Origin of the sequence: Mesobacterium pallidum, from assembly GCF_019966535.1 — a bacterium.
GTDB lineage: Bacteria > Pseudomonadota > Alphaproteobacteria > Rhodobacterales > Rhodobacteraceae > Mesobacterium > Mesobacterium pallidum.
The window spans coordinates 1-16,648 of the sequence record NZ_JAIMID010000027.1 but is presented as its reverse complement, the minus strand read 5'-3'; the positions used below and the strand labels follow the sequence as shown (position 1 = coordinate 16,648).

Genomic DNA, 16,648 nt, shown 5'->3' with positions numbered 1-16,648 from the left:
GGTTGCTGCAAGACCTTGTCCCTACGGGTGCGGCGATAGAGCTGAGGGCTGCCCCCGGCCGCGGGCGGGGGAGAAGCCCCCGCCCGGGGGGGCGGTCGGGGGCTGCCCGGCCCGAGGCCGGGCGGGCCGGTTGATGTTCCGGAGCCCCTATGCAGGCGTCGCGCGTGTCGAGAGCGCGATGTGAGTATTTGGAGAAAAGTGAAGGGGCCGGGGCGCGCGTCATCGCCAGCGGCCGCGCGGTGGGGCGGGCCGGGGATGCATATTTGTGGAAAGATGAAAGGCAGATCATCCGATTTCCTCGGGGAAGTGCTTGATCACCATCTTGATCGGGTTCGGCGCCGCCTGGCCCAGCCCGCAGATCGAGGCGTCGACCATCACGGTGCAGAGATCCTCGAGCAGCGGCTGGTCCCAGCTGTCGGCCTGCATCAGCTTGACCGCCTTTTCGCAGCCGACCCGGCAGGGGGTGCACTGACCGCAGCTTTCATCCTCGAAGAAGCGCAGCATGTTCAGCGCGGCGTCACGGGCGCTGTCCTTGTCCGACAGGACCACCACGGCGGCAGAGCCGATGAAGGTGCCATGCGGTTGCAGCGTGTCGAAGTCGAGCGGAATGTCGTCCATCGAGGCCGGCAGCAGCCCCGAAGAGGGCCCGCCGGGCTGGTAGGCCTTGAAGACATGCCCCTCGGCCATGCCCCCGGCGGCGGCGATCAGTTCGGAAATCGTGGTGCCGGCGGGCAGCAGGTAGACGCCCGGATTGGCCACCCGGCCCGACAGCGAGTAGCTGCGGAGCCCCTTGCGGCCATTGTGTTCGGTGCCCGAAAGCACCTCGTCCCCCTCGCGGCAGATGCGGGCGATCCAGTGCAGGGTTTCCACGTTATGCACCAGCGTCGGGCGGTTGAAGATGCCGACCTGCGCCACGTAGGGCGGGCGCAGGCGGGGCAGGCCGCGCTTGCCCTCGATCGATTCGATCATCGCGGATTCTTCGCCGCAGATATAGGCGCCCGCGCCGCGGCGCAGGTCGATGTAGCCAGGCTCCACGAGGCCCGCCGCTTCCAGCGCGGCGATCTCCGCCCTGAGGATCTTCAGCACGGCCGGGTATTCGTCGCGCATGTAGATGAAGCACTTTTCCGCCTCGACCGCCCAGGCGGCGATCAGCATCCCTTCGAGCATCAGGTGCGGATTGCGCTCGAGGTAGTAGCGGTCCTTGAAGGTGCCCGGCTCGCCCTCGTCGCCGTTGACGGCCAGGTAGCGCGGGCCGGGGTTGGCGCGCACGAAGCCCCATTTCTTGCCCGAGGGGAAACCGGCGCCGCCCAGGCCGCGCAGGCCGGCGGTCAGCAGGGTTTCCTGCACCGCTTCCCAGTCGCCGCCGTCGCGCAGCGTCTTCAGCTCGGCATAGCCGCCACCAGCAACATAGGCGTCGAAGGTTTCGTAGGCGGGCATGACCGGGTGGAAATCGCCCGCGTCGAGGGTGGCCTGGATCAGGTCCGGCGTGGCGTGGTCGACATGGCGATGGCCGATCTCGGCCACGGGGGCGGTGTCGCAGCGGCCCATGCAGGGGGCGCGCAGCACGCGGATTTTCGACGGATCGTGCCCGGCGGTGAGTGCGTCGAAGAGCTGTTCCGACCCGGCCAGTTCGCACGATAGCGAGTCGCAGACGCGGATCGTCAGGTCGGGCGGCGGGGTGTCGTCCTCGCGCACCGCGTCGAAATGGGCGTAGAAGGTCGCGACCTCCCAGACCTCGGCCATCGAAAGGCGCAGTTCCTCGGCCAGCGCCCGCAGATGGGCGGCCGAAAGGTGGCCGTAGGCGTCCTGCACGAGATGCAGAAATTCGATCAGCAGGTCGCGGTTGCGGGGTCGGTCGCCCAGCAGCGCGCGGACCTCGGCCCAGGCCTGGTCGTCAAGCTGCCGGCCCTTGGGCGTGTGCCGGCCCTTGCCGCCCCCGCGCCCCGAGGTCCAGATGCCCTTTTGCTGGTCGAGTGCCATGTCGCGCCTCTTTGAATCTTGCAATGGTTTGCGGGGTTCTGCGGGCCCGTTGATGCATGGTCAATATCGCAGTTCCGTTGATCGATAGAGAATCCCTATCAAACTTGCCGTGGACGGGGCCATGTGGGCGCGGTATTCAGGCGCCATGGAGTACGATCACGAGCTTGATGCGGTGGGTCTTTTGTGCCCGCTGCCGGTGCTGAAGGCGCGCAAGCGGCTGCAGGGGTTGCAGCCGGGCCAGGTGCTGCGCGTGCTGGCGGACGATCCGGCGGCGGTGATCGACGTGCCGCATTTCTGTGCGGAAAGCGGGCACGAGCTGGCCGGGCAGGGGGATGAGGGCGCGGTGCAGGTGTATTACATCCGCAAGGTTTGAGCCCGGAGTCTCCGGTCGGATCTTGAGTATTTATGGAATAATGAAAGGGATCAGGTGATCCCGAAGCCCGCGTAGGGCAGGAAGCCCACCGGGGTGCCGGGCGCGATCTCGACCGCCTCGTCCGGCAGTTCGACAAGGCCGGTGGCCCAGCTGAGGCTCGAGATGCGTCCCGACCCTTCGGATTTGAAGACCTCCGCATGGCCTTCGGGCGTGAGCCGCGCGCGCAGGTATTCGCGGCGGCCCGGCTTCTTGCGCTTCGTAAACGCCGCTGGAACCGTCATGGCCAGCGGCGTGGTCCACCCCGCGCCCGACATCAGCGACACGGCAGGGCGCGCGAAGATCAGCGCGCAGACCAGCGCCGCGACCGGGTTGCCGGGCAGGCCGAAGACCGGCACGCCCTGCCACAGCGCCAACGCCAGCGGGCGGCCGGGTTTCAGCGCGATGCGCCAGGCCTGGAGGTTGGCGCGTTGGCGCAGCAGGGCGGAGACGTGGTCTTCGTCCCCCGCCGAGGCGCCGCCGGAGGTGAGGATCAGGTCGGCCTTGGCCGCGCCGTCGTCCAGCCGGCGGGCGATCTCGGCCCTGTCATCCGGCGCATGTCCCAGATCGACCGCCGCGCAGCCCCAGTTGCGCGCCAGCTCCAGCAGCATCGGCCGGTTGGCGTCATAGATCTGGTGCGGCCGGGCGGGGGCGGCGGGGTCTCCGATCAGCTCGTCGCCCGTGGACAGGACCGCGATGCGCAGGGGGCGCAGCGTCTCGACCGCGCCGATGCCGAGCGCCGAGAGCAGGGCGAGGTCGGGGGCGCGGAGGCGATGGCCGGCGGGCAGGGCCTCGGCGCCTTCGGTCACGTCCTCGCCCGCCTTGCGGGTGTTGGCGAAGGGTTTGACGGGGCCGTCGAACGCGACAGTCGTGCCGTCGGTCGCGGTGTCTTCCTCGAGCACGACCGTGTCCACGCCGTCGGGCAGGATCGCACCGGTGAGGATGCGGATGGCGTGGCCCTCGGGGACCGCGTGCGCATAGGGCTGGCCGGCGGCGGCGCGACCGGCGACAAGCGGCAGGCGCTGCACGCCCGGGCCGGTGGCGGCATGGGCAAAGCCGTAGCCGTCCACGGCCGAATTAGGGCGCGGCGGGTTGGAGCGCCGGGCGGTAACCGACGTGGCCAGTACACGGCCGCCGGCCCGGGCCGTGGGCAGGGTCTCGCGGTCGGTGATCGGAGCGAGGGCGGCGCGCAGTTTGTCGAGCGCGGCATCCACCGGCACCCAGTCGACGCCCTGTGGCATGGTAAAGCAATCGTCCTTGAGCCGGGGCGGGGTCAGCGGCGACAGGGCCCGGCGGGCGGCTTGATCCAGCACCGCCTCGTGGCCGAGGCCGAGGATGTGACCTTCGACGGCATCGCCTTCGCGGGTCATGGCGTCGAGCGTGGCGGGGTCGAGCGCGCGCAGGGTTTCGGCCAGGATACGGACCTGGGCACGGTCCTTGATTTCGCCTGTTTCGGCCATGTCAGAGACTGTTTTCGCGATCAGCGAGGGGAAAAGCTCGACCAGCGTGATCGGCGTCTCGTGGGTTTGGAAGGGGCGGACGGAGAGGGTGCCGCCGAAGGCATCCCGCAGGGCCTGCAGGCGGGGAATGCCGAGCAGCGCCTGGGAGCCGACGGAGCCGGTCGTGTAGAGCTTCCAGCAGGGCTGCGCACCCGGGGCGCCTTCGCAGCTGCGCCGTTCGGGCAGGCCGTGGCCATGGCGCGCGGTGCCTTTCGGCGGCAGGCGCGGGTCGTCGAAGGTGCTTGGGCAGCCCCAGAAGGGGCCGAGACCGGGAAAGAGATCGTTCAGCGCAGCGGCGGCGGCAAAGCGGTTGTTGGCATTGTCCGGCCCGTCCTCGATCCGGGCTGCGAGCGCCGGCCAGAGGCCAAGTGGGTCGTCGGAGTTGGTGAGCGCGCGAGCAAAGCCGACCGGGTAGGCGAAGGGGAAATCGAAGCCCGCCAACACGCGACGACCGGCGGCGATTTCAGCCTCGAACAGCCCGTGTAGAGACTGACATGCGTCGTCGCGCGTGCGGTGGTAGCTGGCCGAGGCGGGGCCGTCTCCGTGCCGGGCCACGCCGATCCAGATCGCATCGGCCGAAGGGCGCGCGGGCGAAGGCGTGGCCGCGCCGGACCAGTCCACGACGACGATCGTGTCGAAACTCACCGGGTCACCTCCGCCCAGATGAAATCGGCAATCGCGGCGGTGTCGTCGAGATCGAGCCGGGGCAGGGGGGTCGTGACCTCTCCCTTGATGGCGAGGGCGCGGATGGTGGGGTTGGTCTCGGCGATGGGGGGCTTGGCGTTTTCGACACGCCAGGCCTCGACCTTGGGGTGGGGCGCCTGCTTGTAGCCTTCGACCAGCACCAGGTCGCAGGGGGCGAGCTGGGTCAGCAGCTCCGCCAGCGGCGGCTCATCGGCCCCGCGCAGCTCGGTCATCAGCGCCCAGCGGTTTGGCGAGGCCAGCAGCACCTGCCCCGCGCCCGCCTGCCGGTGGCGATGGGAATCCGTGCCGGGCTGGTCCACGTCGGTGGAATGATGCGCGTGCTTGACGGTCGAGACCGTCAGGCCGCGCGCGGTGAATTCAGCCACCAGCCTCTCCATCAGCCCGGTCTTGCCGGCGTTCTTCCAGCCGGTGACGCCATAGATCCTCATGCCAGCGCCTCGGCGCGGGCGAGGTCCTCGGGCGTGTTGACGTTGAAGAAGGGATCGAAGGGGTCCGACGGGAAGAGGCATTCGCGGCCCCCGTGCCGGTCGGTCCAGAGGACGACCTTTTTCAGCCCGCCTTGCAGCGCGTCCCGCAGGTCGTCGCGCAGCGCCACCGGCCAGAGACCGAAGGTGGGGTGACGAATGAGGCCCGAGCGGGATTTCGATTTCGTCTCGGCATCGCCCTTGGTCGCGGCCAGCACCAGCGAATGCGTCTGCCCTTCGGAGGCCAGCAGCAGGCGCGGGACGAGGTCGCAGGGAAAGAAGGGCGTGTCGGCGGCGACGGTCACGATGGCCTCGGCGCCTTGGGTCGCGGCCCAGTCGAGACCGGCGAGCACACCGGCCAGGGGCCCCGGAAAGCCCTGTATCGTGTCTGCAATGACCGGCAGACCAAAGGCGCCAAACCGTTCCGGATCGCCGTTGGCATTCAGCGCCACATCAGCGACCTGCGGGGCCAGCCGCTCTTCGACCCGGGCCAGCAGGGTCTGGCCGCCGAGCGTCAGCAGGGCCTTGTCGCCCCCGCCCATGCGGGTCGCCTGGCCGCCCGCCAGGATCACGCCGAGCGGCTGCTTCATTCCGCCGCCTTCCGCGCCGATTTGCGCGGCTCGTCGGGGATAGACTCCGGGTCGATGTCGCGCACCAGCCGTTCCTCTCCGCTGAGGCAGGTGAACCGCTTGCCGCGCATCCGGCCGATGCAGGTGAGCCCGACCTGTCGGGCGATTTCCACCCCCCAGGCCGTGAAGCCCGAGCGCGACGCCAGCACCGGAATGCCCATCAGCGCGCATTTGATCACCATCTCGGAGGTGAGCCGCCCGGTGGTGTAAAGGATCTTGTCCTCGGGCGTGATCCCGTGCCGGAACATGAACCCGGCGATCTTGTCGACCGCGTTGTGGCGGCCGACATCCTCCATGTAGACCAAGGGCTTGTCGCCCTGGCACAGCACCGTGCCATGGATCGCGCCTGCCTGGAGATAGAGCGACGGGGTCGTGTTGATCTGCCGCGCCAGCGCGTAGAGCCACGAGGTGCGCAGCTCGGCCGCAGGCAGGGTCAGCCCCTCCAGCCCCTCCATCATGTCGCCAAAGACGGTGCCCACCGCGCAGCCGCTGGTGCGGGTCTTGCGTCGCATCTTCTCTTCGTAGGAGGTCTGCCGCACCGTCCGCACCACCACCGTCTCGATCTCGTCGTCGTAATCGACGCCGGTCACCTCGTCATCGGCCAGCAACATCCCCTGGTTGCGCAGGAACCCCAGCGCCAGGTACTCGGGGTAATCGCCGATGGTCATGGCGGTGACGACTTCCTGCCGGTTGAGGTAGATCGTCAGCGGGCGCTCCTCGACGACGCTCACCTCGACGGTGGCGCCGGTCTGGTCGGTTCCGGTGACGGCACGGGTCAGGCCCGGGGCGGCAGGATCGGGCAGGAGCGGCAGGTCGGGCGCGCGCATGGGGGGCCTTTCGCGGGAGAGTGACTTTCGCTTCGGAGTGTCATCTTGTAGATCGGTCAGGCGATGTGCAAGGGGGGAGCCCATGCTGGGATACGTGGTGGCGACGGGCCGGGGGGCGGCCGACGAGTTGATGCGCGAGGTGGCGATGGCGCTGCGTGCGTCGGGTCTGCGCGTTGCCGGGGCGGTTCAGGTCAACGTGGACATCGACCCGAGCAAGAAGTGCCAGATGGATCTGCATATCCTGTCGGGCGAAAACGTCGTGCGCATCAGCCAGGACCTTGGGGCGCTGTCGCGCGGCTGCCGGCTGGACCCGAACGGGCTGGAACAGGCGGTCGGGCTGGTCGCGGCGGGGCTGGATGCCGGTGCCGACCTGCTGGTAGTCAACAAGTTCGGCAAGCAGGAGCTGGACGGGCGCGGCTTCCGCCCGCTGATGGGCGAGGCGCTGACCCGCGGCGTGCCGGTGCTGACGGCGGTCAACGGCGGCAATGTCGACGGGTTCGAGGCCTGGGCCGAGGGCATGGCCACACGCCTGCCGCAGGACGCCGCCGCCGTGATCGACTGGTGCCGGGCGAAGGCGGCCGAGGCCTCGGCGGTCTGATCGGGCGACGCGCCTGCGGTGCGGGCGGGATTTGAGTATTTGAGGAAAAGTGAAAGGACGTGCGAGGCGCCTTTCACCAGCGTTGCGCAAGGCCGAAGCCTTGCAGTGCATATTTTCAGAAAGATGAAAGCAGGGCGGCTGATCCCCCTTCATTGTTTTCCAAATACCTCGGGGAGTTTGAGGGGCAGCGCCCCTCATCTACTACGCCTGCCTTGAGAAGCAGACCGCAGGGCAAAGGGCTGATTGGTCCTTCTTTGGCCCCGAAATACCTCGGGGAGCGCGAGGGGCAGCGCCCCTCGCATCTTTTTGGTGCCGCACCTGCGGCGCGAGGGGCTGGCCCCTCGCTCCCGCATCCAGCCAAAACCGCCGGCGCGTCAGTTCCCGCGCACCTCGCGGACCCAGGCGACGATCAGCTCGCGCGCCTCGGGCTCCATCTGGATCGCGTTCGGCGGCGGCATGGCGTGGCTGCGGCCGGCCTGCAGGTAGATCTGGCTGGCATGGCGGGCGACATCGGCCTGTGTTTCCAGGTAGACCCCCTTGGGGGCCCAGTGCAGCCCGTCCCACGAGGGCTCGCGCGCGTGGCACATCGAGCAATTGCCAACCACGGCGTAGAAGGCGTCCTCGAACCCCTCGGCCTCGGCGAACTTCTGTTCCTGTGGCGACAGGGCGCGCGCCTCGCTTTCGTCGTAGGTCTCACCCGTCTGAAAGGTCGACAGCCAGGCGATCAGCACCATCAGCAGCGCGGTCACCAGCCAGGTCCAGAGCGGCCCCTTGCCGGTCTTGTGCATGGTGTTGAAGTAATGCCGGATCGTCACCCCGGTCAGGAAGATCAGCGACGCGATGATCCAGGCGTATTGCGTGCCGAAGGCCAGCGGGTAGTGGTTCGACAGCATCAGGAAGACGACCGGCAGCGTCAGGTAGTTGTTGTGGGTCGACCGCAGCTTGGCGATCTTGCCGTACTTGGCGTCGGGTTTCCGCCCGGCCTTGAGGTCGGCCACCACGATGCGCTGGTTCGGCATGATCTGGAAGAACACGTTGCCGGTCATGATCGACGCGGTAAACGCGCCAAGGTGCAAGAGCGCCGCGCGGCCGGTGAAGACCTGGTTGTAGCCCCAGGACATCACCACGAGGATCGCGAAGAGGATCAGCATGAGCGTCGTGGGGCTTTCGCCCAGCTTGGACTTGCAGAGCGCGTCATAGGCCAGCCAGCCGATGGTCAGCGACCCGCCCGAGATCAGCACCGCCTGCCACAGCGCGAGATCCGCCTTGGCCGGGTCGATCAGGAACAGCTCTCCGCCCACCCAGTAGACGATCATGAGCAGCGCCGCGCCCGAGAGCCACGTCGAATAGCTTTGCCATTTGTGCCAGGTCAGGTGCTCGGGCAGGCGGTCGGGCGCCACCAGGTACTTGGTCGTGTGGTAGAAGCCGCCGCCATGCACCTCCCATTCCTCGCCATAGGCGCCTTCGGGCATGTCGGGGGCCGGTTTCAGCATCAGGTCCAGCGCGATGAAATAGAAGGACGCCCCGATCCAGGCCATCGCCGTGATCACGTGCAGCCATCGGACACAAAAGGCGATCCAGTCCCATAAGATGGCCATGTCGTACATGCGTTGTCCCCTCGGATGCGTTGTCGCCGCCAGTCTAGGCGAGGCGAAATTGCTCTGCTATCGCTGGTAAAGACCAAGCAGCATCAAAAATAACAAGATAATGTCCTATCTCGACAATATCCGCACCTTCGTGCGTGTCTACGAATTGGGCAGCATGTCCGCCGCCGGGCGCGATCTGCGCATTTCCCCGGCGGTCACGTCCTCGCGGATCTCGCAGCTCGAGGAGCACCTGGGCGTGCGCCTGTTCCAGCGCACCACGCGCAGCCTGACCCCGACCGAGCAGGGGCAGGCGTTCTATCGCGGCGCGACGGATATCCTCGAGGCTGTGGAATCGGCCGAGGCGCAGATCGTCAACCTGACCGAGAACCTGCGCGGCTCGCTCTACGTCGCCGCGCCGTTGGGGGCCGGGCGGCGGCTGATCGCGCCGCAGGTGCCGGCGTTCCTGGCGGAATACCCCGAGGTCAGCGTGCGCCTGCGGCTGACCGACCGCAAGGTGGACCTGACGACCGAGGGGCTGGACCTGGCCTTTTTCCTTGGCCAGCCCGAGGACAGTACCTTGCGCATCCGCAAGATCGCCGACGTGCCGCGCGTGCTGTGCGCCGCGCCGTCCTACGTGGCCGCACGGGGGATGCCGGCCGATGGCGCCGCGCTGTTGGCGGAGGGGCACGAATGCCTCAGCCTGCGCTTTCCCGGCGCGACCGAGTTCCAGTGGCGGCTCAGCACCCCCGAAGGCCCGCAGCGGTTCCGCGTCTCGGGCCGGTTCGAATCCGATGATGGCGACGTGCTGACCGACTGGGCCCTCGCCGGGCACGGCATCGCACTGAAGCCCGTCTTCGAGATCGCCGAGCACCTGCGCTCGGGCGCGCTGGTCCCGGTGGCCGAGGCGACGCCGCCCGAGCCGATCCAGATGGCCTGTCTTTACACCCACCGGCGGCGGCAGGACCCCAAGACGCGGCTGTTCATGGAGTTCGTCATCGACCGGATCGGCGCGGCGGTGCGGGACAGCGGAGCGGTGGGGTAGGGGGTCGGGCCCCTGCTTTCATTATTCCTCAAATACTCATTCAAACCGCGCCATTAGCGAAGCGGCAGAAGTGACGCCGAGACCTAGCAACTGTTCCGCCCGGCCTTGGGCCGGGCAGCGCCGACACGCCCCCCCCCGGGGGCGGCGCTTCACGCCACCCCGCGTGTCGGCACTGCCCTCAGCGCTTTGGCGGAGAGGGGTGGTCTTGGCATTGATGGGCAAAAGAACGCGAGTGGAAGTCGGGTTGGGTGCGCCCCCGCTCAACTCCCGCGATACGTGCTCATCCCGTAGGGCGACAGCAACAGCGGCACGTGGTAATGCGCCGCCGGGTCCGACATGCCGAAGCGGATCGGCACCTGGTCGAGGAACAGCACCTCGCCCTCTACCTGGCCCGTCGCGCGCAGGTAATCGCCGGCAAAGAACACCAGCTCGTAGGTCCCGGTCTTGAACTTGTCCGCCGGCAGGATCGGCGCGTCGGTGCGCCCGTCGTCATTGGTCACCGTCTCGGCGATCTTCTTGTGCGAATTGCCCGTGACCCGGTAGAGCGCAATCTTGATCCCCTCGGCCGGGCAGCCGCGGGCAGTGTCGAGGACATGGGTCGTGAGATAGCCGGTCATGTGCGGGGTCCGTGAGTGGCTGGGGCCGTGAGTGGCGCAGGACCCTTGTATCCTCCCCGTCGCGCCACAGGCAAACGAAGGCGACAAAAGGCTCCTTTCGGCATTTTTTGAAAAGCCTCCGCGATTTTATGGTTTATCCTCGTTTCATCCGAAAACCGGGGGCGGGGCGGTCCCGTGCGGCGGCGGTTTCCCGTAGGGCGGGCAGGGCCTGTGCCGAAATGCGCGTCACTTGCCGCGAAAATGGGCCGCCAGGTCCACGCGGCGCTCGACAGGGGCGCCGCTTGGCCGGACGCTCAAGGCACCGCCCAAGGATCGGAGCAACATCGATCCGGCGCCAAAGCCGGACCGGGACAAACAGGAAGGACACCTCATGGCCGATGCCTCCATCGGAACGCCGGAACAGCTGCGCGATCCGGATTACACCCCGCCCCTTGCCACCGCGATCCCGCTTGGCATCCAGCACGTGCTGGCGATGTTCGTCAGCAACGTGACGCCGGCGATCATCGTCTGCGGCGCCGCCGGTTTCGGCTTCGGCTCGAACAGTCCCGATTTTCCACAGATGATCTACATGATCCAGATGTCGATGTTCTTTGCCGGCATCGCGACGCTGATCCAGACCATCGGCATCGGCCCCGTGGGCGCCAAGCTGCCGATCGTGCAGGGCACCAGCTTTGCCTTCATCCCGATCATGATCCCGCTGGTCGCGGGCAAGGGCGTCGACGCCATCGCGGTGCTGATGGGCGGCATCCTCGTGGGTGGTCTGTTCCATGCCTGCCTCGGCCTCTTCATCGGCAAGTTGCGCTTTGCCCTTCCGCCGCTGGTCACCGGCCTTGTCGTCACCATGATCGGCCTCGCGCTGGTCAAGGTCGGCATCCAGTACGCGGCCGGGGGCGTTCCGGCCATCGGCACGGCCGAATACGGCTCTGGCATCAACTGGCTGATGGCGGGCACGGTGATCATCGTCACGCTGGCGCTCAAGTTCTTCACCCGCGGGATGCTGTCGATCTCGGCCGTGCTGGTGGGGCTGCTGGCGGGCTACGCTCTGGCCTTCGTACTGGGCCAGGTGAACCTGGGCAACGTGGGCCGCGCGGCCAGCTTTGCCCTGCCGAACCCGCTGCATTTCGGCCTCGAATTCTCGGTCGCGGCGATCATCGGCTTCTGCCTCATGGGCGTCGTGTCGGCCGTGGAAACGGTCGGAGACGTCAGCGGCATCACCAAGGGCGGCGCCGGGCGCGAGGCGACGGACAAGGAGATCCAGGGCGCGACCTTCGCCGACGGTCTGGGCACCGCGGTCTCGGGCCTCTTCGGCGCGCTGCCCAACACCTCGTTCAGCCAGAACGTCGGCCTCATCGCCATGACCGGCGTCATGAGCCGCCACGTGGTCACCATCGGCGGGATCTTCCTGATCCTCTGCGGGCTGGTGCCCAAGATCGGCGCCATCATCTCCTCGGTCCCGATCGAGGTGCTGGGCGGCGGCGTCATCGTCATGTTCGGCATGGTCGTGGCCGCCGGCATCTCGATGCTGTCGGACGTGAACTGGAACCGCCGCAACATGGTGATCTTTGCCATCGCCCTGAGCCTCGGCCTCGGGCTTCAGCTGGAACCCGATGCGCTGCAATACCTGCCCGCGACGCTCAAGGTGCTGGCGACCTCCGGCATCCTGCCCGCCGCGCTGATCGCCATCGTGCTGAACCTGGTCCTGCCCGAGGAACTGGCCAGCGAGTCGACCGAGGAGGTCTCGGGCGGTTTATCCGGTCACGGGACGGGGTCCCTGCCCGGCGAATGACCCCCCTTGCCTGAACCGACAGCGGGCGCCCCCCGGGGCGCCCGTTCACCTTACCGCATCGGCCGCAGCGGCATATGCCGGTTGACGTCCTTGTAGAGCAGGTAGCGGAACGGCCCCGGCCCCCCGGCATAGCAGGCCTGCGGGCAGAAGGCGCGCAGCCACATGAAATCGCCGGCCTCGACCTCGACCCAGTCGTTGTTCAGCCGGTAAACGGCCTTGCCTTCCAGCACGTAAAGCCCATGCTCCATCACATGCGTCTCGAGAAAGGGGATCACGCCGCCCGGCTGGAAGGTCACGATGGTGACATGCATGTCGTGGCGCAGATCGCTGGGGTCGACGAACCGCGTCGTGGCCCAGGTGCCGTTGGTGCCGGGCATCTCAGACGGGGTGATGTCCTTTTCGTTGAGGATCAGCACCTCGGGAGTCTCGATGCCCGGCGCGGGCTGGTAGGCCTTGCGGATCCAGTGAAAGCGCAGGGCCTCGTCGCCCCGGTTATGCAGCCGCCAGCCCGAGGAGGGCGGCAGGTAGGCATAGCCGCCGGGGGTCAGCTGATGCGTCGCGCCGTTCACCTCGAGCGTCGCGGTCCCCTCGACCACGAACAGCACCCCCTGCGCCTCCGGGTCGGTTTCCGGCTGGTCCGAGCCGCCGCCGGGCTGCACCTCCATGATGTACTGGCTGAACGTCTCGGCAAAGCCCGAGAGCGGCCGGGCGATGACCCAGAGCCGCGTGTCGGTCCAGCCGGGCAGGAAACTGGTCACGATATCCCGCATCGTGCCCCTGGGAATGACCGCATAGGCCTCGGTAAAGATCGCGCGGTCGGTCAGCAGCTGGTCCTGGCCGGGGTGGCCGCCATGCGGGGCGTAATAGGGGGCGGACATGCGGGCTCCTTTGCTGGTGTCGGGGGAGTGTCGCATGGGGGAGCCGAGGGGGCCAGCGGGGATGTGCGGACAGGTGTGTTTGGGAAGATTTGAAAGTGGGGGGAGGTGGTTTCAGGTTTCGATCCGAAACGCACCCTGACAAACCATTCTCTATACTGCGGTGATCATGTCATTACGGACTCTCGCCAAGGCTGCAATAGCATTGAAGCGTCGAGCTCGCTCTTTAGCGCGCAAGTCAGGTCACATTGACGAGCTTTCACCTTCAGACCATTGTCGGCGCGATTACTATTTGCTCCTGAAGGGATTGTTCCTGTTCCAGATGGCTTGTAATTCTTCATACTTGTCAAAATACGCGCAAGCGCAGCTTAAAAAATTGAGCAGATCAAGGCTAACATTCCAGGGAATGGAGTTTCGGCTGCCGGTCAAATGCACATATTGGGAAATGAAGCCGACGCCTACTAGATCAGTCTCTACCGCGCTCTCCGAAGAGCCATGAAAATGCATGTCTTCAACATGAATGACCTTATTGCAGACCTCTCTGAGACTAAGAGTAACAGTCCTACAGCTTCCTCCCTCACCTTCAACCCCCGAGGCAATGAAGCCACTTCTAGTCCTCGATATTACCCGCAGTTCTTCTTTTATCTTTTCAATTCTCTCTTCCGCGCGGCGTCCGATACCAACCATTGGTCCGGCTCTGTTCTCTTGCAATGCAGCATCGTCTAAGTTCCGGATATTAATTGCAAGCAAAAGCAAGACTCTTTGCACTTCCACTTCGACATAATTGTACATTAATTTTTGGAGCTGATTGCCTTTTTCAAATCCATCCAGTTTTCGCCAAGGTAGCTTCAATTTCCGAACTTTTTCTTCGGCAATAGCCTTTGCAACGGCGCGGCTTCCTATTGTGTAATGCATGATGCGAAAAGCCTCCATTCTACAATCTTCCAAGTCTATCTGGATGCCAGAGGTGGGGTTTATCACTAGGAGCATTGGGAGTTTTTCAGGATTGAACAAATACTTGGTCAATCTGGCCTCCTAAGAATGTATGGGAACGATCCTGCCTCAAACGGAGATTCTCCAGGAGCGTTTAGGTTTCAGGAGGTCAAGTGGTTATCCAAACACCCTGCGAGTGCAGCAAAGGATCATTTCGTCCGCCTCCCCCCTCACCCCTTCAACTCCAACCGCCGCCGATGCAGCACCGGCTCCGTGTAGCCCGAGGGCTGGACGCGGCCTTCGAACACCAGATCACACGCCGCCTGGTAGGCCACCCCGTCGAACCCCGGCGCCATGGGCGCGTAGAGCGGATCGCCCGCGTTCTGGCCGTCCACCACCTCGGCCATCTGCTGCATGATCTGTGACACCTCCTGCCGGCTGACCACGCCATGGTGCAGCCAGTTGGCGATGTGCTGGGCCGAGATCCGGCAGGTCGCGCGGTCTTCCATCAGGCCGACGTTGTTGATGTCCGGCACCTTCGAACACCCGACCCCCTGGTCGATCCAGCGCACGACATAGCCCAGGATGCCCTGCGCGTTGTTCTCGACCTCGCGGCGGATTTGCGCGGGCGTCCAGGCGCGGTAGGTGGCCAGCGGGATGTCCAGCAGCGCCTCGACATAGGCGCGGCGGCCGCCTTTCGCGAGGTCCGCCTGCACCGCCATCACGTCGACCTTGTGGTAATGGGTCGCGTGCAGCGTCGCCGCGGTGGGCGAGGGGACCCAGGCGCAGTTCGCCCCGGCGCGGGGGTGTTCGATCTTCTGTTCCAGCATCGCGGCCATCTTGTCGGGCATGGCCCACATGCCCTTGCCGATCTGCGCCCGGCCCGACAGCCCGCATTCAAGGCCGATGTCGACGTTCTGGTTCTCGTAGGCCGTGATCCAGCCCTTGCGCTTGATGAAATCCTTGCGGGAGAACGGACCCGCCTCCATCGAGGTGTGGATTTCGTCCCCCGTGCGGTCAAGGAAGCCCGTGTTGATGAAGCAGACGCGGTTCTGCGCCGCCCGGATGCATTCCTTGAGGTTGACGCTCGTCCGCCGCTCTTCGTCCATGATGCCCAGCTTGACGGTGTATTTCGGCAGGCCGAGCACGTGTTCGACATGGGTAAAGACCATGTCGGCAAAGGCGACCTCTTCGGGGCCGTGCATCTTGGGCTTGACGACATAGACCGACCCGGCGACCGAGTTGCGGGGGCCGGCGGTCTTGTTCAGGTCGTGGCGGGCGATGAGCGCAGTGATCATCGCGTCCATCAGCCCCTCGTAGATCTCGCCGCCCTCGCGGTCGAGGATCGCGGGGTTGGTCATCAGGTGGCCGACATTGCGCACCAGCAGCAGCGACCGGCCCTTGAGCGTCAGATCCGACCCGTCCGGCGCGGTGTAGGTCCGGTCGGCGTTCAGGCGGCGGGTCATTGTCTTGCCGCCCTTCTCGAAGGTCTCTTCGAGGTTGCCCTGCATCAGGCCCAGCCAGTTGGAATAGGCGAGCGTCTTGTCCTCGGCATCGACGCAGGCGACGGAATCCTCGCAGTCGATGATCGCGGACATGGCCGATTCGAGCAGCACGTCAGCCAGGCCCGAAGGGGTGGTCTTGCCGATCGGGTGGGCGCGATCAAAGACCAGCTCGACATGCAACCCGTTGTTGCGCAACAGGACCGACGTCGGGTTCGCCGCGTCGCCGGTGTAGCCGAAGAAGGCCTCGGGGGTCTTCAGCGCCGATCCGTCCACGGTGAGCGCGCCGTCCTTGACCGAATATTGCGTGGCCTTGACGTGGCTGGTGCCGGTCAGCGGGAAGGTTTCGTCCAGGAACACCGCCGCCCGTGCCACGACCCGCGCGCCGCGACCGTCGTCGAACTTGCCCGAGGGCACCGGGCCCATGGCGTCGGTGCCATAAAGCGCGTCGTAGAAGCTGCCCCAGCGGGCATTCGCGGCGTTCAGGACGAACCGCGCATTGGTGACGGGCACGACCAGCTGCGGGCCGGGAACGGTCGCGATCTCGGGGTCGACGTTGGCGGTGCCGATCTGGAAATCGTCGCCCTCGGGGACGATGTAGCCGATCTCTTGCAGGAAGGCCTTGTAGGCGGCGCGGTCATGGGGCGTGTCGCGGTTGGCGATGTGCCAGGCGTCGATCTGGCTCTGGATCTCTTCGCGTTTCGCCAGCAGGGCGCGGTTGCGAGGCCCGAAGTCATGCACCAGCTGCGACAGGCCCGCCCAGAAGGCGTCCGGGTCAACCCCGCTGCCGGGCAGAGCTTTGGTTTCGAGGAACTCGGCCAGCTCGGGCGCCACCTGCAATTCGCCGCGGGAAAGGTAGGTCTTGGGTGCTGCGGTCATGATGCGGCCTCGCGTCTGGTCGTGGGATCCGTGGCGCGGTCGCGCCGGTTGCCCAAGCTATAGCCCAAGCCGGTGGCGGGCGTCAGTCTCTGATCGCGCAGAATTACGGGGTGGCAGAAAGAAGGACTATCAAATGAACACGAAAGGTGCTGCGTGCATTATGGGCGATCAGGCGAAAATGGCCGCAAGCCGCGTGCGCAGTCAACATAATCCGGCTTACGCGGAGTCTTCAAGGCGCCGGGTGCGCGCTACCTTGAAGTGCGACTCCTATTAGAAACCAATGGGTTATCTAATCAGGAGATCGTGCCATGGGAACC

14 protein-coding genes are annotated in these 16,648 nt (G+C 66.2%); 4 read left to right on the top strand and 10 right to left on the bottom strand.

What is annotated here, in order from left to right:
• Positions 1-285: 285 nt before the first annotated feature.
• Positions 286-1,980, bottom strand: a complete 1,695-nt coding sequence (locus MF270_RS25155) for an NAD(P)H-dependent oxidoreductase subunit E (RefSeq protein ID WP_238368405.1) — start codon at positions 1,978-1,980, stop codon at positions 286-288.
• A 145-nt stretch (positions 1,981-2,125) separates the two neighbouring features.
• Here MF270_RS25155 and MF270_RS25150 point away from each other — a divergent pair, with 145 nt between their 5' ends.
• Positions 2,126-2,353 carry a sulfurtransferase TusA family protein gene (locus MF270_RS25150; protein WP_238368404.1) on the top strand — a complete coding sequence of 76 codons (228 nt, stop codon included), beginning with the start codon at positions 2,126-2,128 and terminating at the stop codon, positions 2,351-2,353.
• Positions 2,354-2,403: 50 nt separating this feature from the next.
• Here the strand turns inward: MF270_RS25150 and MF270_RS25145 are convergent, their stop codons facing one another.
• The 4 genes from MF270_RS25145 to MF270_RS25130 are packed head-to-tail and all read right to left on the bottom strand — an operon-like array spanning position 2,404 to position 6,513.
• The gene (locus MF270_RS25145) at positions 2,404-4,533 is read right to left on the bottom strand and encodes a molybdopterin-binding protein (RefSeq protein ID WP_238368403.1); all 2,130 of its coding nucleotides are present in this window, start codon (positions 4,531-4,533) and stop codon (positions 2,404-2,406) included.
• Complete coding sequence (mobB, locus tag MF270_RS25140; RefSeq protein ID WP_238368402.1) at positions 4,530-5,021, bottom strand: molybdopterin-guanine dinucleotide biosynthesis protein B; 492 nt, start codon at positions 5,019-5,021, stop codon at positions 4,530-4,532. The genes MF270_RS25145 and mobB overlap by 4 nt, the downstream gene beginning before the upstream one ends.
• Positions 5,018-5,647, bottom strand: a complete 630-nt coding sequence (mobA, locus tag MF270_RS25135) for a molybdenum cofactor guanylyltransferase MobA (protein ID WP_238368401.1) — start codon at positions 5,645-5,647, stop codon at positions 5,018-5,020. Before mobA ends, mobB begins: the two co-directional genes overlap by 4 nt.
• On the bottom strand, positions 5,644-6,513 hold the full coding sequence (locus tag MF270_RS25130; protein WP_238368400.1) for a formate dehydrogenase accessory sulfurtransferase FdhD: 870 nt from the start codon (positions 6,511-6,513) through the stop codon (positions 5,644-5,646). The genes mobA and MF270_RS25130 overlap by 4 nt, the downstream gene beginning before the upstream one ends.
• Before the next feature lie 82 nt (positions 6,514-6,595).
• Between MF270_RS25130 and MF270_RS25125 the strand changes: the two genes are divergently transcribed.
• Entirely contained in the window at positions 6,596-7,111 is a 516-nt protein-coding gene (locus MF270_RS25125; RefSeq protein WP_238368399.1) for a DUF2478 domain-containing protein, read from the top strand.
• 374 nt (positions 7,112-7,485) lie between these two features.
• Here MF270_RS25125 and MF270_RS25120 read toward each other — a convergent pair whose 3' ends face one another.
• The gene (locus MF270_RS25120) at positions 7,486-8,718 is read right to left on the bottom strand and encodes a urate hydroxylase PuuD (protein WP_238368398.1); all 1,233 of its coding nucleotides are present in this window, start codon (positions 8,716-8,718) and stop codon (positions 7,486-7,488) included.
• Positions 8,719-8,818: 100 nt separating this feature from the next.
• On the opposite strand from MF270_RS25120, the gene MF270_RS25115 reads away from it, so the two are divergent.
• Positions 8,819-9,739, top strand: a complete 921-nt coding sequence (locus tag MF270_RS25115) for a LysR family transcriptional regulator (protein WP_238368397.1) — start codon at positions 8,819-8,821, stop codon at positions 9,737-9,739.
• Between the two features lie 260 nt (positions 9,740-9,999).
• Here the strand turns inward: MF270_RS25115 and uraH are convergent, their stop codons facing one another.
• Complete coding sequence (gene uraH / locus MF270_RS25110; protein ID WP_238368396.1) at positions 10,000-10,356, bottom strand: hydroxyisourate hydrolase; 357 nt, start codon at positions 10,354-10,356, stop codon at positions 10,000-10,002.
• Positions 10,357-10,726: 370 nt separating this feature from the next.
• On the opposite strand from uraH, the gene MF270_RS25105 reads away from it, so the two are divergent.
• Positions 10,727-12,142, top strand: a complete 1,416-nt coding sequence (locus tag MF270_RS25105; RefSeq protein ID WP_238368395.1) for a uracil-xanthine permease family protein — start codon at positions 10,727-10,729, stop codon at positions 12,140-12,142.
• 50 nt (positions 12,143-12,192) lie between these two features.
• On the opposite strand, the gene MF270_RS25100 is transcribed toward MF270_RS25105, so the two are convergent.
• The 3 genes from MF270_RS25100 to MF270_RS25090 form a co-directional block, all read right to left on the bottom strand.
• Positions 12,193-13,020: a bifunctional allantoicase/(S)-ureidoglycine aminohydrolase gene (locus MF270_RS25100; RefSeq protein WP_238368394.1), complete on the bottom strand. Its 828-nt coding sequence runs from the start codon at positions 13,018-13,020 to the stop codon at positions 12,193-12,195.
• 285 nt (positions 13,021-13,305) lie between these two features.
• The gene (locus MF270_RS25095) at positions 13,306-14,043 is read right to left on the bottom strand and encodes a hypothetical protein (RefSeq protein WP_238368393.1); all 738 of its coding nucleotides are present in this window, start codon (positions 14,041-14,043) and stop codon (positions 13,306-13,308) included.
• Positions 14,044-14,180: 137 nt separating this feature from the next.
• A complete protein-coding gene (locus MF270_RS25090) occupies positions 14,181-16,331 on the bottom strand; it encodes a malate synthase G (protein WP_238368392.1) in 2,151 nt (716 codons plus the stop codon).
• Positions 16,332-16,648 lie beyond the last annotated feature (317 nt).

What these genes read in the sequence shown, in the direction of transcription:
- MF270_RS25115 (WP_238368397.1), top strand. Translation starts at nt 8,819, where the DNA reads ATGTCCTATCTCGACAATATCCGCACCTTCGTGCGTGTCTACGAATTG.
- uraH (WP_238368396.1), bottom strand. Translation starts at nt 10,356, where the DNA reads ATGACCGGCTATCTCACGACCCATGTCCTCGACACTGCCCGCGGCTGC.
- MF270_RS25125 (WP_238368399.1), top strand. Translation starts at nt 6,596, where the DNA reads ATGCTGGGATACGTGGTGGCGACGGGCCGGGGGGCGGCCGACGAGTTG.
- MF270_RS25130 (WP_238368400.1), bottom strand. Translation starts at nt 6,513, where the DNA reads ATGCGCGCGCCCGACCTGCCGCTCCTGCCCGATCCTGCCGCCCCGGGC.
- mobA (WP_238368401.1), bottom strand. Translation starts at nt 5,647, where the DNA reads ATGAAGCAGCCGCTCGGCGTGATCCTGGCGGGCGGCCAGGCGACCCGC.
- MF270_RS25090 (WP_238368392.1), bottom strand. Translation starts at nt 16,331, where the DNA reads ATGACCGCAGCACCCAAGACCTACCTTTCCCGCGGCGAATTGCAGGTG.
- MF270_RS25100 (WP_238368394.1), bottom strand. Translation starts at nt 13,020, where the DNA reads ATGTCCGCCCCCTATTACGCCCCGCATGGCGGCCACCCCGGCCAGGAC.
- MF270_RS25105 (WP_238368395.1), top strand. Translation starts at nt 10,727, where the DNA reads ATGGCCGATGCCTCCATCGGAACGCCGGAACAGCTGCGCGATCCGGAT.
- MF270_RS25150 (WP_238368404.1), top strand. Translation starts at nt 2,126, where the DNA reads ATGGAGTACGATCACGAGCTTGATGCGGTGGGTCTTTTGTGCCCGCTG.
- MF270_RS25120 (WP_238368398.1), bottom strand. Translation starts at nt 8,718, where the DNA reads ATGTACGACATGGCCATCTTATGGGACTGGATCGCCTTTTGTGTCCGA.
- mobB (WP_238368402.1), bottom strand. Translation starts at nt 5,021, where the DNA reads ATGAGGATCTATGGCGTCACCGGCTGGAAGAACGCCGGCAAGACCGGG.
- MF270_RS25155 (WP_238368405.1), bottom strand. Translation starts at nt 1,980, where the DNA reads ATGGCACTCGACCAGCAAAAGGGCATCTGGACCTCGGGGCGCGGGGGC.